Origin of the sequence: Pseudomonas arsenicoxydans (assembly GCF_006438915.1) — a bacterium.
Classification (GTDB): Bacteria; Pseudomonadota; Gammaproteobacteria; order Pseudomonadales; family Pseudomonadaceae; genus Aquipseudomonas; species Aquipseudomonas arsenicoxydans_A.
In genome coordinates, this window is sequence record NZ_RCZE01000004.1 from 144,912 (window position 1) to 166,341 (window position 21,430).

General features: G+C 60.6%; 22 protein-coding genes. 5 read left to right on the forward strand and 17 right to left on the reverse strand.

Annotated features, from left to right (window positions below; translation table 11 throughout):
- Nucleotides 1–55: 55 nt before the first annotated feature.
- From EAH78_RS09645 to EAH78_RS09700, 12 genes are all read right to left on the reverse strand, one after another.
- Complete coding sequence (locus EAH78_RS09645) at nucleotides 56–652, reverse strand: nucleotidyltransferase family protein (RefSeq protein ID WP_140667343.1); 597 nt, start codon at nucleotides 650–652, stop codon at nucleotides 56–58.
- Complete coding sequence (locus tag EAH78_RS09650) at nucleotides 649–1,632, reverse strand: XdhC family protein (protein WP_140667344.1); 984 nt, start codon at nucleotides 1,630–1,632, stop codon at nucleotides 649–651. Before EAH78_RS09650 ends, EAH78_RS09645 begins: the two co-directional genes overlap by 4 nt.
- Entirely contained in the window at nucleotides 1,632–3,962 is a 2,331-nt protein-coding gene (locus EAH78_RS09655; RefSeq protein WP_140667345.1) for a xanthine dehydrogenase family protein molybdopterin-binding subunit, read from the reverse strand. The genes EAH78_RS09650 and EAH78_RS09655 overlap by 1 nt, the downstream gene beginning before the upstream one ends.
- Nucleotides 3,959–4,429, reverse strand: coding sequence for a (2Fe-2S)-binding protein (locus EAH78_RS09660; RefSeq protein WP_140667346.1), 471 nt, complete (start codon nucleotides 4,427–4,429; stop codon nucleotides 3,959–3,961). The genes EAH78_RS09655 and EAH78_RS09660 overlap by 4 nt, the downstream gene beginning before the upstream one ends.
- A 241-nt stretch (nucleotides 4,430–4,670) precedes the next feature.
- Nucleotides 4,671–5,690 (reverse strand): UDP-N-acetylmuramate dehydrogenase, encoded by a 1,020-nt coding sequence (gene murB, locus EAH78_RS09665; protein WP_140667347.1) that lies wholly within the window; start codon nucleotides 5,688–5,690, stop codon nucleotides 4,671–4,673.
- A complete protein-coding gene (locus tag EAH78_RS09670) occupies nucleotides 5,687–6,151 on the reverse strand; it encodes a low molecular weight protein-tyrosine-phosphatase (protein WP_140667348.1) in 465 nt (154 codons plus the stop codon). Before EAH78_RS09670 ends, murB begins: the two co-directional genes overlap by 4 nt.
- Nucleotides 6,151–6,915, reverse strand: a complete 765-nt coding sequence (gene kdsB / locus EAH78_RS09675; RefSeq protein ID WP_140667349.1) for a 3-deoxy-manno-octulosonate cytidylyltransferase — start codon at nucleotides 6,913–6,915, stop codon at nucleotides 6,151–6,153. Before kdsB ends, EAH78_RS09670 begins: the two co-directional genes overlap by 1 nt.
- Entirely contained in the window at nucleotides 6,912–7,097 is a 186-nt protein-coding gene (locus EAH78_RS09680; protein WP_007945752.1) for a Trm112 family protein, read from the reverse strand. The genes kdsB and EAH78_RS09680 overlap by 4 nt, the downstream gene beginning before the upstream one ends.
- Before the next feature lie 24 nt (nucleotides 7,098–7,121).
- Nucleotides 7,122–8,132 (reverse strand): tetraacyldisaccharide 4'-kinase, encoded by a 1,011-nt coding sequence (gene lpxK, locus EAH78_RS09685; protein ID WP_140667350.1) that lies wholly within the window; start codon nucleotides 8,130–8,132, stop codon nucleotides 7,122–7,124.
- Nucleotides 8,132–8,560, reverse strand: a complete 429-nt coding sequence (locus tag EAH78_RS09690; protein ID WP_140667351.1) for an ExbD/TolR family protein — start codon at nucleotides 8,558–8,560, stop codon at nucleotides 8,132–8,134. The genes lpxK and EAH78_RS09690 overlap by 1 nt, the downstream gene beginning before the upstream one ends.
- Entirely contained in the window at nucleotides 8,557–9,195 is a 639-nt protein-coding gene (locus EAH78_RS09695; protein ID WP_170219112.1) for a MotA/TolQ/ExbB proton channel family protein, read from the reverse strand. The genes EAH78_RS09690 and EAH78_RS09695 overlap by 4 nt, the downstream gene beginning before the upstream one ends.
- Before the next feature lie 98 nt (nucleotides 9,196–9,293).
- Complete coding sequence (locus EAH78_RS09700; protein ID WP_140667353.1) at nucleotides 9,294–11,528, reverse strand: DNA internalization-related competence protein ComEC/Rec2; 2,235 nt, start codon at nucleotides 11,526–11,528, stop codon at nucleotides 9,294–9,296.
- Nucleotides 11,529–11,663: 135 nt separating this feature from the next.
- Here EAH78_RS09700 and EAH78_RS09705 point away from each other — a divergent pair, with 135 nt between their 5' ends.
- Entirely contained in the window at nucleotides 11,664–12,179 is a 516-nt protein-coding gene (locus EAH78_RS09705) for a DUF2062 domain-containing protein (protein ID WP_140667354.1), read from the forward strand.
- A gap of 160 nt (nucleotides 12,180–12,339) precedes the next feature.
- Here EAH78_RS09705 and EAH78_RS09710 read toward each other — a convergent pair whose 3' ends face one another.
- The 4 genes from EAH78_RS09710 to EAH78_RS09725 all read right to left on the reverse strand — a co-directional run bounded on the left by EAH78_RS09710 (nucleotide 12,340) and on the right by EAH78_RS09725 (nucleotide 15,506).
- Nucleotides 12,340–13,119 (reverse strand): ABC transporter permease, encoded by a 780-nt coding sequence (locus EAH78_RS09710; protein ID WP_140667355.1) that lies wholly within the window; start codon nucleotides 13,117–13,119, stop codon nucleotides 12,340–12,342.
- Nucleotides 13,116–14,048 carry an ABC transporter ATP-binding protein gene (locus EAH78_RS09715; RefSeq protein ID WP_140667356.1) on the reverse strand — a complete coding sequence of 311 codons (933 nt, stop codon included), beginning with the start codon at nucleotides 14,046–14,048 and terminating at the stop codon, nucleotides 13,116–13,118. Before EAH78_RS09715 ends, EAH78_RS09710 begins: the two co-directional genes overlap by 4 nt.
- 131 nt (nucleotides 14,049–14,179) lie before the next feature.
- A complete protein-coding gene (locus EAH78_RS09720; RefSeq protein WP_140667357.1) occupies nucleotides 14,180–14,803 on the reverse strand; it encodes a glutathione S-transferase family protein in 624 nt (207 codons plus the stop codon).
- A gap of 43 nt (nucleotides 14,804–14,846) precedes the next feature.
- Nucleotides 14,847–15,506 carry a transglutaminase-like domain-containing protein gene (locus EAH78_RS09725; RefSeq protein WP_140667358.1) on the reverse strand — a complete coding sequence of 220 codons (660 nt, stop codon included), beginning with the start codon at nucleotides 15,504–15,506 and terminating at the stop codon, nucleotides 14,847–14,849.
- A gap of 248 nt (nucleotides 15,507–15,754) precedes the next feature.
- Between EAH78_RS09725 and EAH78_RS09730 the strand changes: the two genes are divergently transcribed.
- Together EAH78_RS09730 and EAH78_RS09735 are read left to right on the forward strand one after the other, a co-directional pair.
- Nucleotides 15,755–18,202, forward strand: coding sequence for an acyl-CoA dehydrogenase (locus tag EAH78_RS09730; RefSeq protein WP_140667359.1), 2,448 nt, complete (start codon nucleotides 15,755–15,757; stop codon nucleotides 18,200–18,202).
- Between the two features lie 74 nt (nucleotides 18,203–18,276).
- Nucleotides 18,277–18,684: a PA2817 family protein gene (locus EAH78_RS09735; RefSeq protein ID WP_140667360.1), complete on the forward strand. Its 408-nt coding sequence runs from the start codon at nucleotides 18,277–18,279 to the stop codon at nucleotides 18,682–18,684.
- A gap of 177 nt (nucleotides 18,685–18,861) precedes the next feature.
- Here EAH78_RS09735 and EAH78_RS09740 read toward each other — a convergent pair whose 3' ends face one another.
- On the reverse strand, nucleotides 18,862–19,851 hold the full coding sequence (locus EAH78_RS09740; protein WP_140667361.1) for a LysR family transcriptional regulator: 990 nt from the start codon (nucleotides 19,849–19,851) through the stop codon (nucleotides 18,862–18,864).
- A 90-nt stretch (nucleotides 19,852–19,941) separates the two neighbouring features.
- Between EAH78_RS09740 and EAH78_RS09745 the strand changes: the two genes are divergently transcribed.
- Nucleotides 19,942–20,568, forward strand: coding sequence for an alanyl-tRNA editing protein (locus EAH78_RS09745; protein WP_140667362.1), 627 nt, complete (start codon nucleotides 19,942–19,944; stop codon nucleotides 20,566–20,568).
- A 91-nt stretch (nucleotides 20,569–20,659) separates the two neighbouring features.
- The gene (locus EAH78_RS09750; protein WP_140667363.1) at nucleotides 20,660–21,430 is read left to right on the forward strand and encodes a 2OG-Fe(II) oxygenase; all 771 of its coding nucleotides are present in this window, start codon (nucleotides 20,660–20,662) and stop codon (nucleotides 21,428–21,430) included.

Consider the following 21,430-nt stretch of genomic DNA (forward strand, 5'->3'; position numbering starts at 1 on the left):
CATTTTTGTTGGCTGATCCACCGCATTCGCGAGCAAGCCCGCTCCCACATTGGATTTATGCAGGTCTGAATGTCAGTGATTCTGGCACATCGACGTCCCACAGCACTCCGGGATCATCCACCACCACCTCAACTACCCTGCCTTGCGCAAACAGCGGCTTGGCCCCTCGATCACCCGACAACCCCATCAACCCCGGTCCAAAGCTGCGACCAAACCCCACCGGATGCCCAAACTCCCCCTCCAGCACCGGTACACCGATCGCATCATCAGCCACACCCGCCAGCACGCTCTCAACCGTCGAAGGCAGGATAAACGGCATATCCCCCAGCACAATCAACCAGCCACTGCACTGCGAACACGCCGCCACACCCGCCGCAATGCTGTCGCCCATGCCCGTCGTGTCGATCAACACAATCTCGCAGCCATACGCTTGAGCCATACGAATCACCTGCGGGCGATTTTCAGTCGTCACCAGCACGCGTTTACCCAGAGAAGCCGGCAAGCTCACCAACACCTGCTCGATCACCGAACGAACCGCGCCGTCGCGCCCCACGCAGTCGGCCAACAACTTGTCTTTCTCAGCCCCCGCCACCTGACGAAAACGACTGCCCTGCCCCGCCGCCAGCACGATGACGCCGATGGGTTCACTCATACCACCTCCTGCAGCGGCTTCTTTTGCTTGAGTTCGACGCCGTTCTTGATCGCGACAATCTCCGCCATCAGTGACAAGGCGATTTCCGCCGGGCTATGACTGCCAATGTGCAACCCGATCGGGCCATGCAAACGCTCGATAGCCTGTGCCGACAAGCCCAGTTCGGCGAGGTTTTCCCGGCGCTTCAGGCTGTTGACCCGGGAACCCAGCGCGCCCACATAAAAGGCCTTGGAGTCCAAAGCCGTGAGCAGCGCCATGTCATCCAGGCGAGGATCGTGCGTCAGGGCGACGATGGCCGTGCGTTCGTCAGTCTGAATGTTCAGCACCGCCTCATCCGGCATGCCCGAGACAAAACGGCCGTGCTGCTCTTCCCAACCGTACACAAACTCGGTGCGTGGATCGCAGATCAACACTTCGAAATCCAGCAACCGCGCCATCTCGGCGACATAACGGGACAATTGCCCCGCGCCGATCAGCAACAAGCGCCAACGTGGACCATAAATCGCACGCAACGTGTGGCCATCAAAACTCAGTACATCGGCCTTGTTCGCTGCCTGTACAACCACCTCACCGGTCGCAATATCAAGCGAACGAGCGACAATTTCATGGGCCTCACAGCGCGCCAGCAATTCGGCGAGCCAATGCGGATCGCCGACCCGCTCCTCGGTCAGGCGCAACGTACCGCCGCAGGGCAAACCAAACCGCGCAGCCTCCTCGCGAGTGACGCCGTAGGTGATCAACTGCACCGGCGGCCCATCCGCCGGGATACGCCCATCGTGCAGCCGGGCAATCAGGTCATCCTCAACACAACCGCCCGACACTGAACCGATCACCACACCATCTTCACGCAACGCCAACATGGCGCCAGGCGCCCGAGGTGCGGTGCCCCAGGTCTGGACCACGCTGTACAGCACCACCCGCTGACCGGCGCGGCGCCATTCGAGCACGCTGCGCAGGACGTTCAGATCGACGCTGTCCATCACGCTTGCGCCTTCTGCCAACCTTGCAGCTGATAGCGAACCGGCAGGTTGCGGATGCGTTTGCCGGTGGCGGCGAATATCGCGTTGCACAGCGCCGGCGCAATCGGTGGCACGCCTGGCTCACCGACACCGCCCAAGGGCACAACGCCTGGCGGAGTGACCAGATGCACCGCGACTTCCTTGGGCGCCAGCGACATGCGCGCCACTTCGTACATGTGGAAGTTGTCCTGCTGGACCTTGCCGTCCTTGAAGCTGATTTCCCCCAGCACCGCATTGCCCAGGCCCATGACGCAGGCGCCCTCGAACTGCGAGCGGATGCGCTCGGGGTTGATCTGCGGCCCGCAATCCACGGCGATGTCAGCCTTGTGCACGATCAACGTGCCGTCATCTTTGACTTCGACTTCGATAACCGCCGCCACATAGGTGACGAAACTGTAATGTACCGCCAGCCCCAGGCCTCGGCCCTTGGGCATTTCACGCCCCCAACCCGCGGCTTTGGCGGCAGTTTCCAGCACCGTGCGCAGGCGGCCGGTATCGATCGGATAGCGCTCGGGGGATTCGCCGTAGTTCCACTCTTCACTCAACGTGCGCGGGTCGATCTGACGGTCCGGACCGAGCAACTTGATCTGGTACTTCAGCGGATCTTGACCGGCCTTGTGCGCCAGCTCATCGACAAAGCTCTGAATCGCAAAGCCATGCGGGATGTTCGACACCGAGCGATACCAGCCGACGCGGGTATGCACCGTCGCCTCCGGGTTTTCCAGGCGCACATTGGGAATCGCATAAGCCATGTTGGTGAACCCCATGCCCAGCTCAAACGCCGCCTCGTGGTTCATTCCCGGTGCAAACAGCGCGGTGATGCTGGGCGCCACGGTACGGTGCAGCCAACCGGACGGCAGGCCGTCCTTGTTCAGGCTGGCGTTGAGGTACTCGACCGACACGGTGTGGAAATAGGAACAATGGATGTCGTCTTCACGGGTCCATTGCACCCGCACGGCCTTGCCGGGGAACTCTTTGGCAAGGATCGCCGCTTCAGTGATGAAGTCAGGTTTGGATTTGCGACCAAAACCGCCACCCAGCAAGGTCACGTTGAACGTCACGTTATCGAACGGAACGCCCAGGCGCTCGCCGATTCGTGTACGGGTGACCTGCGGCGCCTGACTTGGTCCCCAGGCTTCGCAGACGCCGTCCTTGAAGCGTGCAATGGCGACCATCGGTTCCATAGGCGCCTGCGCCAGGTGAGGCAGGTAATAGGACGCTTCGAGGGTGCTGTCGGCGCTCTTCATCGCTTCGTCGATGCTGCCGGTATTGCGCACCACTTTGCCGGGTTTGAGGGACGCGGCTTCCAGCTCCTTGCGATAGGCAATCGAGTCATAACTGGCGTTCGGGCCGTCATCCCATTCGATCTTCAGCGCCTCGCGGCCCTTGATCGCCGCCCAGGTGTTGCTAGCCACCACGGCCACACCGCCCAACGGTTGAAATTCGGACGGCAGCGGGCTGCCTTCGATCTGCAGGACCTTGATCACGCCGGGGACTTTCAACGCGGCGCTGGAGTCGACGGATTTGACCTTGCCGCCGTACACCGCCGGACGCGCAATGGTGGCGTAGAGCATGCCGTCGAAATGCACGTCAGCCCCATAAATGGCGCGGCCGTTGACGATGTCGGCACCGTCGATGGCCTTGGTGCCTTCCTTGCCGATATAGCGAAACTGCGACGGGTCCTTGAGACGAACGCTGTCACGCGCGGGCACCGCCAGCGCACCGGCTGCGGCGGCTAATGCGCCGTAGCCCAATTCACGACCGGACGGTTTATGGATGACTTTGTGCAGTTGCGCATGGCACTCGGCGACGGGGACTTTCCACTGCTCGGCAGCGGCCTGCTCCAGCATGGTTCGCGCGGCGGCACCGCAGCGGCGCATCGGCTCGTACCAGTGACGCATGCTGCGCGAACCGTCGGTGTCCTGGTTGCCGAAACGCACTTCGTCGCCCGGCGCCTGTTGCACCTTCACCATCGCCCAGTCAGCGTCCAGTTCATCGGCCACCACCATCGTCAGGCTGGTGCGTACACCCTGGCCCATTTCCGAACGGTTGCAGATCACGGTCACCGTGCCATCGGCGGCGATGCTGACGTAAACCTTGGGATCATCAATCGCGCCGTGTGGCATGCCGTCGGCGCCGAACTTCTTCGATGCTTCTTCGGCAAACACGTCCTGCCAGCCCCAACTGGCCGCCAGCACCAAGGCACTGGTCGCGCCGACCCCTTTGAGGAAACCGCGTCGACTCAAGTTACTGAGGTTGCTCAGGGCAAAATCATTCGGTAACTGGCTCATGCCTTGGCCTCCTTCAAGTGAGTGGAGGCCTGACGAATGGCGGTCTTGATGCGGTTGTACGTCCCGCAGCGGCAAATGTTGCCGACCATCGCCTCTTCGATTTGCGCGTCGGTGGGATTCGGGTTGGTCTTGAGCAGCGCCGTGGCGGACATGATCTGCCCGCCCTGGCAGAAACCGCACTGGGCCACCGCGGTGTCGAGCCACGCTTGCTGAACCACTTGCCCGACCGGATCGGCGTGCAGGTTGTCGATGGTGGTGACGTTCTGCCCGACCACCGAGCCAATCGGGGTGATGCAACTGCGCGCCGGCGATCCGTCGATGTGAATCGTGCACGCGCCGCACAGGCCCATGCCGCAGCCGAATTTGGTGCCGTTGTAACCGGCCACATCGCGAATGGCCCAGAGCAGCGGCATGTCCTCGGTGACATCCAGTTGATGATCTTGACCGTTGAGTTTCAGGGTAATCATGGGCACGCCCGCATAGGTGTATCGGTTATGGGGTCGAGCAATCTGCCGTGAAATCTTGGTTCGTGACACGCAGATCAACTCAGGCTAAAGAGGCTCTCTTGTGCGATGGGAATGTCTGCACCGGGCCTTTGATGGAGCAAATGCTTGCATCGTTAGGTGGCTAAGTTAACCCAGCATTAACAAAAAAGCCCTGCACAGTGGAAGTGTGCAGGGCTTTGAGATCAGTCCTGAAAGCTTAGCTTCAATACTGATTGGGCTCCATTTCCAGATCGACGTGGAATCGTTCTGAAATGTCTTTCTGGATTCGCTGAGCCAGGCTGAGCAATTGCAGTCCCGTGGCACTGCCATAGTTGACCAGCACCAGCGCCTGTAACTTATGCACGCCTGCATCCGCGTCACGGAAACCTTTCCACCCTGCTCGCTCGATCAACCAGCCCGCCGCCAGTTTCATTTGCCCATCGGGTTGCGCATACGCCACCAGATCCGGGTATTCGCCCTTGAGCCGGGCGACCAGCGCCGCCGGCACCAACGGATTTTTGAAGAAGCTGCCGGCATTGCCCAACACGGCCGGGTCCGGGAGCTTTTCATTGCGGATACTGCAAATCGCCTGGCTGACATCCGTGGCCGTCGGCTGCTCGATGCCTTGCTCGGTCAGGCGCTGGCGCACCGGGCCGTATTCCAGGTGCAGGTGCGCGGCGCGGTCGAGGGTGAAACGAACGCGCAAGATCAACCAGCGACCCGGCTCCTGCTTGAACAGGCTGTCGCGGTAAGCAAAGTTGCACTCAGCCAAGGTGAAGTCCCGCAGCTCGCCGGTCTGGCGATCCAGCGCGGTCAGGCCGGCGAACACGTCTTTGATCTCGACCCCGTACGCACCGATGTTCTGCATCGGCGCCGCACCGACGGTGCCGGGGATCAGGCTGAGGTTTTCCAGGCCCGACAAACCCTGCGCCAAGGTATGTTGCACGAACGGATGCCACGGCTCGCCGGCCTCGGCTTCGATCACGACTTTGCTGCCATCATCACTGAGGATGCGAATCCCGCGCGTGGCCATGCGCAGCACCAGCGACTGGATGTCGGAGGTCAGCAGCAGATTGCTGCCGCCGCCAATCACCAGCAACGGAACGTCATGCTGTGCGGCGTAGGCCAAGGCCTCACGCACGTCGGCATCGCTATGGGCCTCGGCGAACAGGCGAGCCTGGACGTCGACACCAAAGCTGTTGAACGGCCTGAGCGATACCTGTGATTGAACCTGCAAACTCATAACCGTCCCTTCAATTCGATCACCAGCAAGTCACTGGCGCGCTCGATCAGGTCCAGCACCTGCTCGAAGCCCTGGTCGCCGTCGCAGTACGGGTCCGGCACTTCATCGAGTTCCGACTGGTAGCGACGCAGGAACAGGTCCAGCTCGGCCTTGCCCTTGACCGGTTGCAAGGCCTTGAGGTCACGCAGGTTGCTGTTGTCCATCGCCAGGATCAGGTCGTAGGTGGCGAAATCGGCGCGGGTGACTTGCTGGGCGCGCTGGGCGGACAGGTCGTAGCCGCGCAGGTTGGCCGCGGCCTGGCTGCGTTTATCCGGCGCCTTGCCGACATGCCAGTCACCGATGCCGGCGGAGGCGACTTCAATCTGGTCGGCCAGCCCCGCTTCGCGCAGTTTGTGCCGCAGCACACCTTCGGCCGTTGGGGAACGGCAGATATTGCCCAGGCACACGAACAGAACGCGCATCAGGCCTCCAGCAGGCGACGAACGCGCTCAAGGTCTTCAACGGTGTCGACCCCGGTTGGCGGTGCGATCAACGCGTCGGCGACGTGAATCCGCACGCCGTGCCACAGGGCACGCAGTTGTTCCAGGGATTCGGTGTTTTCCAGCCAGCACGGGCCCCAGCTGACGAAGTCATGCAGGAAACCGGCACGGTAGGCATAAATGCCGATGTGGCGACGATACGGCACGCCTTCCGGCAACTGTTCGCGGCTTTTGGCGAACGCGTCCCGGGCCCACGGCAAGGTCGAGCGACTGAAGGTCAGCGCCAGACCATTAAGGTCGCTGACGACCTTGACCACGTTGGGGTTGAACAGGGTTTCCACGTCTTCGATCGGCTCGGCCAGGGTGGCCATGCGCGCTTCGGTGTGGGCCGCCAGGTTAGCCGCGACCTGATCGATCACGCTCGGCGGGATCAGCGGCTCGTCACCCTGGACGTTGACCACAATGGCGTCGGGCGCCAGACCCAGCTTCGCGGCGACTTCGGCCAGTCGGTCGGTGCCGGAATTGTGGTCTTCGCGGGTCAGCACCACTTCAGCGCCGAAGCCGTTGCAGGCCTCGACAATGCGCGCATCGTCAGTGGCAACCACCACGCGCTGGGCGCTGCTTTTGCTCGCCTGTTCCCAGACATGCTGGATCATCGGCTTGCCCGCGATCAGCAGCAGCGGTTTGCCCGGCAAACGGGTCGAGGCATAGCGCGATGGAATGACAACGGTAAAGGCTGTGGTCATTTATCCAGACGCTCGTCGGTGGTCAGGGTGCGCGCTTCGGTTTCGAGCATCACCGGGATGCCGTCGCGAATCGGGTACGCGAGGCCGGCGCCCTTGCTGATCAGCTCGGTCTTGTCGGCGCTGAGCTTGAGTGGGCCTTTGCAGACCGGGCAAGCGAGGATGTCGAGCAATTTGGTGTCCATGAGCATTCCCTGGATAAAACGGAGTTAAGGCAAAAGACGAGCCGGCAACAGGCGCATCAGCTGCGTATCGAACCAGGCCACGAAGGCCGGCGATGGCACAGCATCGACCGCCAGGTACCACCAATCGGCGGCGGCGAAGGCACGGCACTTCACCGCGTCCTTTTCAGTCATCACCAACGGCAATGACGGTGTGAAATTCAAGGCCTGCACGCTGTATTCGGCGTGGTCGGCAAACGCATGCGGAACAGGTTTGCAGTGTAGCGTTTCAAGGGTGGTGAAGAAACGCTGCGGATTGCCGATCCCGGCCACGGCGTGCACCGCCTGACCTGCGGGAAAGTGGTCGAGGGGACGCCGTTCACCGCTCAGCAAATTGATCAGGGCGGTCGGTTGCAGCTGGAACGCGAACCCGCCGTCGCGATCCTGCGCGGCGCCGTTGTAGAGCACCGCATCGACGCTTTGCAAGCGTTCGACTGGCTCGCGCAACGGTCCGGCCGGCAGGCAACGCTGATTACCCAGGCCTCGGGCGGCGTCGATCAACACCAATTCGAGGTCGCGGGCCAGGCGGTAATGCTGCATACCGTCATCGGAGAGGATCAGGTCCAGCGGCTCGCTCGCCAACAGCGCTTTCACCGCGCTGCTGCGGTCCGGGTCGATCATCAACGGCACGCCGGTGCGCTGGACGATCAACAGGGGCTCGTCGCCCGCCACGTCGGCGCTTTGGTCGGCTTCGACCCGCCACGGCAGCTGAGGTGGCTTGGCGCCGTAACCACGACTGACCACGCCCACCCGCAAGCCGCTGCGCTGGCAATGCTGGATCATCCACAGAATCAGTGGCGTTTTGCCGGTACCGCCCACGGTGATATTGCCGACCACGATCAACGGCACGGGCGGTTGATAGATCTCGCCCTCACCCGCCAGGAATCGCTTGCGCTTGTTCATGACCACCCGCCGATACAGCCACTCCAGTGGCTGCAACAGCTTCAGGGCCGGATGACCTTCGTACCACGCGGCGAGCAAGCGATCGGACATGGCCATCAGGGCGCGGGCGCCGCCTCGACAGTGGTCATGCGCAAGTGGCTGAAACCGAGCTTGCCGGCGGCGTCCATGGCGGTAATGACCGACTGATGCTGAGTCTTGCCGTCAGCGCTGATGGACAGCGGCAGGTTGGTGTCGCCGTTGGATTCTTTTTGCAGCGCGTCCATCACGGTCGCCAGGTCGCTCTTGGGCAGGACCCGATTGTTCACCGAGAACACGCCTTCAGCGTTGATCGTAATGTCCAGTTGCTTGGCCTGCTTATCTTCAGACGGCGCGCCGCTGACCGCTTCCGGCAGTTCGACGCGCAACTGGGTTTCTCGGGTAAAGGTGGTGGTCACAACGAAAAACAGCAGCAGGACAAACACCACGTCGATCAGCGACACGAGATTGATGTCCACGTTCTCCCGTTGCTTGCGGCGGAATTTCACGCTTTTTTGCCCTCGGACAGGTCCACGTCACGATCGCCCTGCACCACTTCAACCAGCTTGATCGCTTCCTGCTCCATCCCCACCACCAGCTCATCGATACGCCGTTGCAGGAACCGGTGGAAGAAGACCGCCGGGATACCCACGATCAGGCCCGACGCCGTGGTGATCAGGGCTTTGGAAATACCACCGGCCAGCACGGCGGCGTTGGTGGTCATGCCCGTGCCCATGAACGAACTGAAGATATCGATCATGCCCAGCACCGTGCCGAGCAACCCGAGCAACGGGGCCATCGCGGCAATGGTACCCAGGGCGCTGATGTAGCGCTCCAGTTCATGGATGACCCGAGAGGCGGCCTCTTCAATGCACTCTTTCATGATCTCGCGACCATGTTTGGAGTTGGCCAGGCCCGCCGCGAGGATCTCGCCCAACGGAGAGTTGGCGCGCAGTTCCTTGAGTTTTTCTTTATTGAGCTGTTTGTCCTTGATCCAGACCCAGACCTGGCCGAGCAAGTGCTCGGGCGTCACGCGGCTGGCACGCAGGGTCCACAGACGCTCGGCGACGATTGCCATGGCCGCGATGGAACTCAGAATGATCGGCAGCATCATCCAGCCGCCGGATTTGACCAATTCCCACACAGTGACAGTCCCCTCGAAAAAGTGCGCCACTCTAACATAGGGGGTCGGCGCACCGAAGACCGTGATGTCGCATCCGGTCGGGCTTTGATAACTCTCGGCTATTTATTGACGGGCGGTGGATCGCGCCAGAAACGCCGGTCCAGACGCATCGTCCACGGTGGCTGAAAAAGCCCGAGCTGCAAATGAATGGCACCGTGCTCGGCGCTGTCGTAAATCGTCATGCCGCGTTTTTGATAGCGGGCCACGACCGTGGGGTGCGGGTGGCCAAAGGAATTGCCCTGACCACGGGAGATCAATACTGCCTTGGGTTGCAACACGCTCAACAGGGCCATTGATGAGGAACTGCGGCTGCCGTGGTGCGGTGACTGCAACCAATCAGTGACCACCGCCAGCGGACTCTCCAACAAGGCCCGCTCGGCAGCGATGTCGATATCCCCGGTCAGCAACAGTCGCTCGCCGCTGGCTTCTATTTGCAAAACGCAGGACTTCTGATTGCTGTCATGGGCTGATGCCCATTGCCAGAGTTGGAAGTTCACCCCGTCCCAGTTCCATTGCCGGCCGCTTTCACAGCCTTGGGCTTGCAGTTCGGCCGGCAAACCCTCGGGATCGCCACTGAGTATCTGTTTGACCGGCAGGCCATTGGCCACGGCTCGCGCACCGCCGGCGTGATCGGCATCGGCGTGACTGATCAGCATCAGGTCGAGGCCCCTTACCCCGAGTTTGCGCAACGACGGCAGCACCACCCGCTCCCCCATGTCCATATCGCCGAAACGCGGACCGGCGTCATACAACAGCGTGTAATGGCGGGTCCGCACCAGGATGGCCAAGCCTTGGCCCACGTCCAGTTGCCAGACATCGGCCATGCCTGCCGGCAACAGCGGTCGAGGCGCAAACACCAGCAACAACATCAGCGGCCACCCCAATGGGCGCAGAGGCACACCTCGCGGCAACAACAGCAGGAAGGCGCCCAACGTGCCCAGCGCCCAACTCCACCACGGAACCGCCACCGGCACCCACGCGGGCAATTGCCCGGCCATCATTGTCAGCGCCTTGAACATCCCGTCGATCAAACCGCCCGCCAGCCACAGCAACCCTTCGCCGACATACGGGACGGGCAACAACAATGTCCCGAGCAAGGCTGGCGGCAACACCACCAGGCTGATCCAGGGCACCGCCAGCAAATTGACCAACGGCCCGCTGAGACTGATTGGCAAGCCAAGCACCATCAACAACGGGCACAGGCCTATTGCGATCAACCATTGAGCCCGAGTCCAGGTTTGCCACCACCGCCAGGGGCCTAGCCGCCCGCCAAAGGTGAAGATCAACACCGCCACGGCGGCGAAGGACAACCAGAAACCCGGTTGCAGACTGGCCAACGGATCCAGCAACAAAACGCCGTTGAGCGCCAGCAACAGCGGCCACCAGGCGCCGAGGTGACGAAAACGCAGCCGCCACAGCAGCACCAGACCGATCATCACGCAGGCGCGTTGCACCGGAACGTCGAAGCCGGCCAGTAGCCCGTAAGCCAGCGCCGCCGAGAACGCCAGCCCGCATGCCCATGGCAGCCACGGTAAACGGCCTGGCCACAGGCCAAAACGCGCCAACCCGGCGATCAGCAAGTAGACCAGCCCTGCCAACATGCCGATGTGCTGCCCGGAAATCACCAGCAGATGCACGGTGCCGGTGTCTTGCAGCACCTGCCACTCCTCACGGCTCAGCCCGGCGCCATCGCCCAGTACCAGCGCGGTCAATGCTGCGGTTCGGCCCTGGGCATCGACCTCGAGTAAACGCTGGCGGATGCCGTCGCGCCAGGCCCATCGGGCTTCGGCAAGTCGCTCACCGTCCTTGACCGTGCCGGTTGCGCCGATGCGTTGAGCCAGCAACCAGGCGTCGTAATCGAAGGCATGCGGATTGAGCAGCCCGGCAGGACGCTTCAACTTGACCGCCAGTCGCCAGCGTTCGCCGCTGCTGACCGGCGGCCCGCCATACCAGGCCAGGCGCAAACGCCTGGGCAGCTTCGTCCGTCTTGATTGACTGTCCGTCAGTTCGAATCTCACCACGCCGTCGGCATTTTGCGATAACCCCGTTACCCGCCCTTCAACCCAACGGGTTTCGCCGTCGAGTTTTGGTGCCAGCCGATCATCCAGCGCCCACTGCGCATTCGCGCACGCCCAACTGAAGCCGAACAGGAAAAACGCCAACGGATACGTCCGAAACGGCAACAGCATCAAAGCCGACAGTGGCAGCAACATCCATAACCAGACCGGCGGTAAAACCGGTAAAAAACGCAGGATCAACAGACCCAGCGCCAGCGCCAACATCCCAGTGCGCATACACTCATCCTTGAGAGTCCCCACCTAGGCATAGCTGGTCAACCGCACCAGCGCCGTTATCAATTGTCACAAAGTCTGAATGGGCGGTTCGTAGAATCCAGACATACTTGCCGCCTTAACCGACCGAGAAGCCTTATGCCCCGGCGCTTATTCAAACGCTACATGCCAGACCCGACCAGCATCAGGGAACACAAATCCTTACGCTTCCTCGGCACCCTGCTGCATGACCCCAACCTCTGGCACCTCAACCGCCACTCCGTTGCCCGAGCGATGGCGGTCGGCCTGTTCGCGGCGTTTTTGCCGATCCCGATGCAAATGCTGCTGGCCGCGGTGCTGGCGATCATGGTGCGGGGCAACATGCCGATTGCGGTGAGCCTGGTCTGGCTGACCAATCCGATTACCATGCCGGCAGTGTTTTTCTGCACGTACCAGACTGGCGCCTGGTTGCTGGATGTGCCCACTCGCCAGTTGCCCGACTCATTGTCGTGGGAATGGGTCAGCGGCGAATTGTCGACGTTATGGCAGCCGTTTTTGCTGGGATCGGTGGTGACGGGGCTGGTGCTGGGGGCGCTCGGCTACTTCCTGACCATGATGTACTGGCGCTGGTGGGTGGCGCGGCAGTGGAAGCGGCGCAAGAAAAACCGGATGTAGAAATGCAAAACGGCCTCCAGTGTGGAGGCCGTTTTTTTATGCGGTGTTTGTGCTGGCGCCTTCGCGAGCAAGCCCGCTCCCACTTTTGACCGCATTCCTCTAAAAGAACTCGGTCAAAGTGGGAGCGGGCTTGCTCGCGAAGGGGCGACGCGATCTTGAATCAGGTACGCATCCCGCGCCCACTCACCAGCAACCGTGCACAACCGACATACAACACAATCGTCGCCACCAGCATGAAGGTGATCGCGATGCTGATCTTGATGTCCGAAACGCCAAGGATGCCGTATCGGAAGGCGTTGACCATGTGCAACACCGGGTTCGCCAGGGACACGGTCTGCCAGAACGGTGGCAACAGGGAAATCGAGTAAAACACCCCGCCCAGGTAAGTCAGCGGTGTCAGCACGAACGTCGGGATGATCGAGATGTCATCGAAGTTGCGCGCAAACACGGCGTTGATGAAGCCCAGCAGCGAGAAAATTGTCGCCGTCAGCACCACCACCAGAACGGTCACACCCAGGTGATGCACCTGCAAATCGGTGAAGAACAGCGACAGTATCGTCACGATGATCCCGACCATCAGCCCACGCAGCACGCCGCCCAGGGTGTAGCCGATCAGAATCGTATGCGGGGACACCGGCGACACCATCAGTTCTTCGATGGAGCGCTGGAACTTGCTGCCGAAGAAACTCGACACCACGTTGCCGTAGGAGTTGGTGATCACCGACATCATGATCAGCCCTGGCACGATGTACTCCATGTAGGTGAAGCCACCCATGCCACCAATCTGCTTGCCGATCAGATTGCCGAAGATCACGAAGTACAGAACCATGGTGATGGCCGGCGGCAGCAGCGTCTGTGGCCAGATTCGGGTAAAGCGCCGGACCTCACGGTAAACGATGGTATTGAGGGCAACGAGGTTGGGTTGCAGCTCGGAACTCATACCGCCACCTTCGACAGATTTTTCTCCACCAGGGACACGAACAACTCCTCAAGGCGATTGGTTTTGTTGCGCAGGCTCAGCACTTCGATGTTTTGCTGCGCCAGTTGAGTAAACAGCGCGGTGATGCCCATGGCTTTGTCGACCTGGACCTCCAGCGTGTGGCTATCCAGCAGACGGGTCGGGTAACCGAGCAACTGCGGCGCACTGGTCAGGGTGTTCTTGGTGTCGAGCAGGAAGGTTTCCACATGCAGTTGGCTGAGCAACTGTTTCATGCTGGTGTTTTCGACAATGGTGCCGTGGTCGATGATGCCGATATTGCGGCACAACTGCTCAGCCTCTTCCAGGTAGTGCGTGGTGAGGATGATGGTGATGCCTTTCTGGTTCAGCTCGGTGAGGAAGGTCCACATCGAGCGACGCAGTTCGATGTCCACACCCGCCGTCGGTTCGTCGAGGATCAGCAGGCGCGGTTCGTGAACCAGCGCACGGGCGATCATTAGTCGACGCTTCATACCGCCGGACAGTGACCGCGACGGCACATCGCGTTTGTCCCACAGGCCGAGTTGGGTCAGGTATTGCTCGGCGCGCTCCTTGGCGATTTTCGGCGGGATGCCGTAATAACCGGCCTGGGTCACGACGATGTCGAAGGTCTTTTCGAACTGGTTGAAGTTGAATTCCTGGGGCACTACGCCGATGGAGCGCTTGAGCTGCGCAGGATTTTTGTCCAGGTCGTGACCGAAGATATTCACCGTTCCGCTGGTCTTGTTCACCAGGGTCGAGAGAATGCCGATGGTCGTGGATTTGCCGGCGCCGTTAGGGCCGAGCAAGGCGAAGAAGTCACCTTCGGCAACGTCCAGATCGATACCACTCAGGGCCTGGAAACCGTTGCCGTAGGTTTTGGTTAGCTGCCGGATGGACAGAGCGGAACTCATATCGGATTACGCACCAAGAAGGAAGAAAGGGATGAAAGACGGCCGGCGGCGACTGGAACAACCACGGCACATGAGCGCAATGGTGCTTGTCGCCGCCACACAAGTACAGTCAAGTGTGTCGATAGTGAGTATTAAGTCAACGCGGTCATAACGGCTTTTTGATACGCCGGACGCTGTTTCAAACGGGCATACCAGGCTTCGAGGTGCGGCTGCGGCGCGCGCTCGATCGGCATCTCGAACCAGGCATAAATAAAACTGCCGAGGGGAATGTCGCCCATGCCGATTTCATCGCCGGACAAGTACGGTTTGGCGGCAAGCGCTTGATCGGCCATCGACAGCAGCTCAGTGCATTCTTTGATTGCGGCGTTGATGGCCGACCAGTCCTGCTTGTCTGCCGAAGTGCGCATCACGCCCCAGAATACGGTGCGGAACGGACCGGCAAGACTTGAAGTGGTCCAGTCCATCCACTTGTCGGCCGTCGCGCGGGCTTTTAGATCCGCCGGATACCAGGGACTGCCGTCGGCATGTCGGGCCATCAAGTAACGCACGATGGCGTTGGATTCCCACAGGACAAAGCCGTCATCCTCGATCACCGGAATGCGACCGTTGGGGTTCATCGCCCGATACTCCGGCGTATCGACGACACCAAAGGCGCCGCCCGCATCGATGGCCTCGTAGGCCAGTCCCAGCTCTTCGGCGGCCCACAAAGGCTTTCTGACATTCGACGAGTTTTTACGACCCCAGATCTTCAGCATGACCGCCTCTTTTTCGATAAGTGGGCAGGCAGCATACGCCGGATCAGGCGCGACTCAAATCGCTCTGCATATCCCCCAGCAGGGCCGGCAATGTGTCGCTGAACAGGTGCGGGTAGCATTTCTCCAGGTGCTCGAAAAAGAACGCTTCCGGCACATCGGTGAACTGGCCGTGATCGACCAGGTACTCCATCAACTGCGCGCCATCGCGATTGAACGGATGAAAGACACTGTCGTTGATCCCGTCGAATTCCAGCGGCGCGACATTGAACAATTCACAGAGTTGTTGATTGAACGCCGGCGTGGCCTTGACCCAGCGGTCGTTCAGATACAGCTCGGTGTAGCCGTGCATTGCGAACACATCGCTTTTGAGCAGTTCAAGCAAGCGCGGGGTCGACAGGTGATTGCGCACATCCGCCAGGCCGATGCGCGCGGGAATCGCGCAATGTCGCGCGGCACCGGCCAGCAACGTGGCTTTGGGAACACAGTAGCTTTCCCTGGTGGCCAGCGCATAACTGCCGCGTAAGGTCTCTGGGTCGCGGCTGAACGTGTAAGGGTTGTAGCGCACCGCCTCGCGCACGGCGTAATAGAGGTTGATCGCCTGCTCGAGCGGGTCACGACTGCTGCCGCGGTGTTTTTCGGCGAACTCCACCACCGAGGGGTGGTCACTATCGATGAAGCGGCCGGGACTCAAGTACTCGTGCATGAGATCAATCTCCTGGGGAAGCCCCGAGTCTAGCGACAGGTTCAGCACAGAGATAACGACGTTTCGGCCAAACTTGGGCGCATTGCCGCGTAGGAAACGAACGAATTCCCGAGCGTGTTGCCAACCGAGCCTACAAATCTGATCCAAGGTTTCCCACGATTTCAATCACCTCGCTCTGACCACCCTGTTTGGCGGATGCCGTCTAAGCTCTGAAGGTTGGTTTTACCCTGGTTCACGGAGGATTAAATATGCTGCTGTTGTGGATACTGGTTCTGATTGTCGGGATAGCGTGGTTAGCCCATCGTCGCACCGCCCCCCTGCCCGCCCTGTGCATTGTTGCCGTCTACATCGTCGCGATGGGGGCTTTCAGCCGCGCGCCCGGTTGGCTGCTGCTGGTGTTCTGGGTGTTGATTGCAGCCGTTGCGGCGCCATTGCTGCTGCCCGACCTGCGTCGCAAGTTCTTCAGCGCGCCGCTGTTCAGCTGGTTCCAGAAAACCCTGCCGCCGATGTCGCAAACCGAGCGCGACGCCATCGACGCCGGCACCGTGTGGTGGGACGGCGAATTGTTCAGCGGCCGTCCGGACTGGGACAAATTGCTGTCCTATCCAAAAGCCCAACTGACTGAAGAAGAACAGGCGTTCATCGACGGCCCGACCGACGAACTCTGCGCCATGGTCACCGACTGGCAGATCGGGCAAGACATGGACCTGCCGGCTGAAGCCTGGGCGCACATCAAGGAAAACGGCTTCTTCGCGCTGATCATTCCCAAGGAATTTGGCGGTAAAGGTTTCTCTGCCTATGCCCACTCCCAGGTCGCGATGAAACTGGCGACCCGCAGCGGCGACCTTGCGTCCACCGTGATGGTCCCCAATTCCCTGGGCCCTGCCGAACTGCTGCTGCACTACGGCACCGACGAACAACGCAATCATTACCTGCCTCGGCTGGCCCGTGGTGACGACATTCCGTGCTTCGCGTTGACCGGTCCGCTGGCCGGTTCCGATGCCGGCGCAATGCCCGACACCGGAGTGATCTGCAAAGGTGAATGGGAAGGCAAGGAAACCCTCGGTCTGCGCCTGAACTGGGAAAAGCGTTACATCACCCTCGGCCCGGTGGCGACCCTGCTCGGCCTCGCCTTCAAGGCCTATGACCCGGACCATTTGCTGGGTGACAAAGAAGATTTGGGCATCAGCCTGGCGCTGATTCCAACCGACACGGCCGGTGTTGAAATCGGCCGCCGTCACTTGCCGCTGGGGGCCGCGTTCATGAACGGCCCGAACTCCGGCAAGGACGTGTTCGTGCCGCTCGATTTCCTCATCGGTGGTCAGGAAATGCTCGGCAAAGGCTGGATGATGCTGATGAATTGCCTGTCGGTCGGGCGTTCGATCTCTTTGCCGGCAGTCGGTACCGGCGCGGCCAAGTTCACCAGTCTGGTGACGGGGCAGTACGCTCAGGTCCGCGAGCAATTCAATGTTCCATTGTCGGCGTTCGAAGGGATTCAGGAAGCCATGGCGCGCATCGGCGGCAACGCCTGGATGATGGACGCGGCGCGCATGCTGACCGCCAACGCGGTGGACCTGGGTGAGAAACCGTCGGTGCTCTCGGCAATTCTCAAGTATCACCTTACCGAACGTGGCCGCGAGTGCATCAGCCACGCGATGGACGTTCACGGCGGTAAAGCCATCATCATGGGGCCGAACAACTACCTCGGTCGCAGCTGGAATGGCGCGCCGATTTTCATCACCGTGGAAGGTGCGAACATTCTTTCGCGCAACCTGATGATCTTCGGCCAGGGCGCCATTCGCTGCCATCCGTTCGTGCTGAAGGAAATGGCCCTCGCCGGCCGTGAAGACAAGGACCAGGCACTCACCGAGTTCGATGGCCTGCTGCTCAAGCACATTGGTTTTGCCGTGAGCAACGCCGCCAGCACGTTGGTGCTGAACCTCGGTTTCGGGCACTTCGAGCACACGCCGGGTAACAAACTCAGCCAGGGCTATTTCCGCGCGCTCAACCGTCAGGCGGCGGCGTTCGCCATGCTGGCGGACCTGAGCATGATGCTGCTGGGCGGTGAACTGAAACGCCGCGAGCGCCTGTCGGCACGCCTCGGGGATGTACTCAGCAACCTGTACCTCGCCTCTGCCGCTCTCAAGCGTTACCACGATCTCGACTCACCGGAGCACATGGCGTCGCTGTTTACCTGGGCCATGGAAGAAAGCCTTGGCCAGTCGGAACGGGCACTGGATGAACTGCTGACCAATTTCCCGAACAAGGTACTGGGTTGCCTGTTGCGGGTGATCGTGTTCCCGTTCGGCCGTCGACACAAAGGGCCATCGGACAAACTCGGCGCCGAAGTGGCTGCCGTGATTGGTCGCGCCAAGGGCGACCCGACGCTCGAAGAATTGCTGGGCGGTTGCTACCGTCCGCAATCGGCCGAGGATGCCGTCGGTGCTTTGCAACACGCCTGCAACCTGTTGAACGCGGCGCAGCCGCTGCAGAAAAAGCTGCACATCGCGCTCAAGAGTGGCCAGGTCAAACCGGCCGCCGGGGAACACGTCATCGATGCCGCGCTGGAGGCGGGAGTATTGCAGGCAGCGGAAGCGCAGACCCTGCGGGCCGCTGAAACAGCACGACGCAAGGTGATCGACGTCGATGATTTCGACAAAGAGGAGCTGGCGCTGGCACCAGGAAAGGTCCGCTGATCCAGTGCCCCCATGCAAAACGGGCGCAGGGGCTTTATACTCCTGCGCCCGTTTTGCTCTTGAGGACTTATCTCGTGTCCAACGTCGTTGCCGACCATCTCGTCTTGCTTGACCACTTGCGCAGCATCCTGGTCGCCGTGGGTGAGGCCGAACAGGTTCCCGAAGAAAGCCATGCCTTGTTCCTGGAGCGCTTCGATGAATTGCGTGCGTTGCTGCCGGTCGATCCGATCGAAAGCCAATACCTGGGCCAGGACATTCTCTGCCAGGTGATCACCCGCTACCCACAAATTGCCCACTTGGTCCCGCGCGACCTGCTGTGGTACTTCGCCGGAGACTGCCTGCATTACATGCCCGATGATGAAATCGAACTGTATCAGGCCCTGGAAGAACGTCGCTTCGAAGCTGAACAGAACGACGAACCGTTTGACTGGAACCAGGAAAAGCAGCTGCTGGCGATGTCGAACGACGACGCCAAGCACTGATCCTCGATCCGTTATACAAAAGGCCCGCATGATTGAACATGCGGGCCTTTTTTGTGGCTGGGTAATGTGGCGCCCGGTAGGACGCCTTCGCGAGCAAGCCCGCTCCCACAGTGGATCGCATTTCTTCAATAAGAATCCGGTCAAATGTGGGAGCGGGCTTGCTCGCGAAGGGGCCAGTCAGAGCAACCCATCACTCTCAGGCAATTCATATTCCGCAGCCACCTTGCCGGCCTTCCCCGGCTTGCTCAACGTCGGCTCCTTCTCCAGGCACTCAACCAGATAATCAATAAACACCCGCAACTTCGGCGGCAGGTACCGCGTCGGCGAATGCAGCAACCACGCACCACCATGGTATGAAGCCAGAAACGTCCAGTCCGGCAACACCTGCACAATCAGCCCCTGCTCCAGCGCATAGCGCGCGGTGAAATACGGCAGGCTGCCGATGCCGATGTGCTGCAACACCGCGCCCAACCGCACACCCGTGTGATTGGCGGCATACCGCCCGCGCACGCCAACCGTCACCGCTTTGGTGCCTTTCTTGAATTTCCAGCGCGCATCGCTCGGGGTTTCGCCGAGGTAGATGCAACTGTGGTTGAGCAAGTCATGGGGATGGGTCGGGGTGCCGTGCTCGGCCAGGTATTGCGGCGTGGCGCAGAGCAAATGGTCGATGGTCAGCAATTGCCGCCCGACCAATCCAGCAGGTGGCCGGTCGGTAATACGGATGGCGAGATCAACATTGTCGTCGATCAGATCCACCTGCCGATCCTCAAGCAACAACTCCACATCGACCTTGGGATAACGCCGCAGAAATTCCGGCATATGCGGGTGAATCACGAATCGCCCCACGGCCTTGGGCACACTGACCCGCACCAACCCTTCGGCTTCATGGGTGAACTGCCCGCTGATTTCCATCACCGATTTAGCGGCGCTGACCATGTCCTGGCACCGCTTGAACACCTCTTCGCCACCGTCGCTCAAGCGCAATTTGCGCGTGGTTCGTTGCAGCAGACGCGTGGCCAGCGCTTTCTCCAGACGCGAAATGCTGCGACTGACCGCCGAAGGTGAAGAACCCAGCTGGCGGGCCGCCTCGGAAAAGCTGCCGGTCTCGACAACCTTGACAAAAATCGCCATTTCCCCAAGCAGCGGCAGTGGAAGATTTATGCTCACAGCGCAACAGTCCTTTGATGTTTGAACGGATTATCACGCAATTCCACGCTTCATATAATAAAAATAGAAACTTTAATAAGGGCATGGAATATGACGCTTCGCCTCTTTTTCCATAGTGATGACCTCAAGGCCAATGTGGAAGTCCTGGATTGCACGCCCCACGAAAACGAATTTGCGGTGGTGCTTCGCGCCACGCTGTTCCACCCCCAAGGTGGTGGACAGCCCTTTGATACAGGCTCGATTGGCGATAGCCAGGTACTGCGAGTCATCCAGGATCCTGAGCGAATCATTCATTTCGTCGACCAATCGGTAAAACCCGGCATGACGCAGATTCGCGTGGACGGCGAGCGGCGTCAGTTCAACACGCGCATGCATTCGGCCGGGCATTTGATCGGCCATTTCGTCCAGGCCAAGGGCTGGATGCCGATCAAGGCGCATCACTGGCCGGGCGAAGGCCGGGTGCAGTTCAAGGCGCTGGAAAGTGCACAGGACGTCGATGCCCAGACCCTTCAACTCGGCATCGAACAATGGATTGACCAGGATCTCCCGCGCCTGACGTCATTGCGCGAAGGCGCCCGGGAAATCGGTTTCGGTGATCTGCCCGCCTACGGCTGCGGCGGCACCCATGTACGTAGCCTGAAGGAATTGGGCACGGTCACGATCGCCTCCCTTTCATTGAAGAAGGGAACGCTGTCAGTCCACTACACCGTGGATTGAGCATTTGGGCGATGGCGCACCGTCATCGCCTGACGCCGGGGGAGCCTGCGCTCGCGGGTTCTGTTGACTATCTGATAGATGGACCTAAGACATGATGCTTGACGTCGAGCGTCTCGATGAGACGTGCATAAAAAAACTGGCCAATGAAGAAGTCCTCGCCATCCGCGTCAAAGGCTTGTTACCCCAGCCGCTGGCGATTCAGATTGGCGACAAGATCCTCGCCCCCGGTTTCGAAGGCTATATCAATGCGCCGAGCATCGGCCGCATCGGCATGGCGTTTTATGAAGCGGAAAACCAGCCGCTGCTGATCGAGGACTACTTCGCACGCGCCACCCGCAACATTGCGGAGTTGCGCAACCGTTGCGCGCCCTACTCGTCCCCGGTTGACACCCTGCGCTGCATGCTCGATGAGTCCTGGCCGGCGGGTGCGCATCTGGAAAACCTCTACGGTCGCAAGATGTATGTCGGCCTGTCCCGGGTGGTGAAACCGGGGGTGTGTTTCCTCGCTCATCACGACATTTTCGCCAAGGACGCCCCGGACAGTTACCAGGCCAGAAGCCTGGAAGCCCAGTTCGCCTGCAACGTTTACCTGAACATGCCCACCGAGGGCGGCGCGTTGCAGATGTGGGACAACGACATTTCGCCGGACCAGTTCGACGAAATGCGCGGCGACAGTTACGGCATCGACCCGGCCCTGCTAGGCCCTCCGACTTTGGAGATACGCCCCGAGCCGGGCGATTTCATCATGTTCAACTCGCGCTGCATGCACTCGGTGACCCCGGGCGTGGCGGATCCGCGATTGAGCCTTTCGTTCTTTGTCGGCTACCGCGGCAATGCTTCACCCCTTACCTTCTGGAGTTGA

Bases quoted from the DNA above. Each gene is read 5' to 3' on its own strand.
- EAH78_RS09645 (WP_140667343.1), bottom strand. From the start codon at position 652: ATGAGTGAACCCATCGGCGTCATCGTGCTGGCGGCGGGGCAGGGCAGT.
- EAH78_RS09650 (WP_140667344.1), bottom strand. From the start codon at position 1,632: ATGGACAGCGTCGATCTGAACGTCCTGCGCAGCGTGCTCGAATGGCGC.
- EAH78_RS09655 (WP_140667345.1), bottom strand. From the start codon at position 3,962: ATGAGCCAGTTACCGAATGATTTTGCCCTGAGCAACCTCAGTAACTTG.
- EAH78_RS09660 (WP_140667346.1), bottom strand. From the start codon at position 4,429: ATGATTACCCTGAAACTCAACGGTCAAGATCATCAACTGGATGTCACC.
- murB (WP_140667347.1), bottom strand. From the start codon at position 5,690: ATGAGTTTGCAGGTTCAATCACAGGTATCGCTCAGGCCGTTCAACAGC.
- EAH78_RS09670 (WP_140667348.1), bottom strand. From the start codon at position 6,151: ATGCGCGTTCTGTTCGTGTGCCTGGGCAATATCTGCCGTTCCCCAACG.
- kdsB (WP_140667349.1), bottom strand. From the start codon at position 6,915: ATGACCACAGCCTTTACCGTTGTCATTCCATCGCGCTATGCCTCGACC.
- EAH78_RS09680 (WP_007945752.1), bottom strand. From the start codon at position 7,097: ATGGACACCAAATTGCTCGACATCCTCGCTTGCCCGGTCTGCAAAGGC.
- lpxK (WP_140667350.1), bottom strand. From the start codon at position 8,132: ATGGCCATGTCCGATCGCTTGCTCGCCGCGTGGTACGAAGGTCATCCG.
- EAH78_RS09700 (WP_140667353.1), bottom strand. From the start codon at position 11,528: ATGCGCACTGGGATGTTGGCGCTGGCGCTGGGTCTGTTGATCCTGCGT.
- EAH78_RS09705 (WP_140667354.1), top strand. From the start codon at position 11,664: ATGCCCCGGCGCTTATTCAAACGCTACATGCCAGACCCGACCAGCATC.
- EAH78_RS09710 (WP_140667355.1), bottom strand. From the start codon at position 13,119: ATGAGTTCCGAGCTGCAACCCAACCTCGTTGCCCTCAATACCATCGTT.
- EAH78_RS09715 (WP_140667356.1), bottom strand. From the start codon at position 14,048: ATGAGTTCCGCTCTGTCCATCCGGCAGCTAACCAAAACCTACGGCAAC.
- EAH78_RS09720 (WP_140667357.1), bottom strand. From the start codon at position 14,803: ATGCTGAAGATCTGGGGTCGTAAAAACTCGTCGAATGTCAGAAAGCCT.
- EAH78_RS09725 (WP_140667358.1), bottom strand. From the start codon at position 15,506: ATGCACGAGTACTTGAGTCCCGGCCGCTTCATCGATAGTGACCACCCC.
- EAH78_RS09730 (WP_140667359.1), top strand. From the start codon at position 15,755: ATGCTGCTGTTGTGGATACTGGTTCTGATTGTCGGGATAGCGTGGTTA.
- EAH78_RS09745 (WP_140667362.1), top strand. From the start codon at position 19,942: ATGACGCTTCGCCTCTTTTTCCATAGTGATGACCTCAAGGCCAATGTG.
- EAH78_RS09750 (WP_140667363.1), top strand. From the start codon at position 20,660: ATGATGCTTGACGTCGAGCGTCTCGATGAGACGTGCATAAAAAAACTG.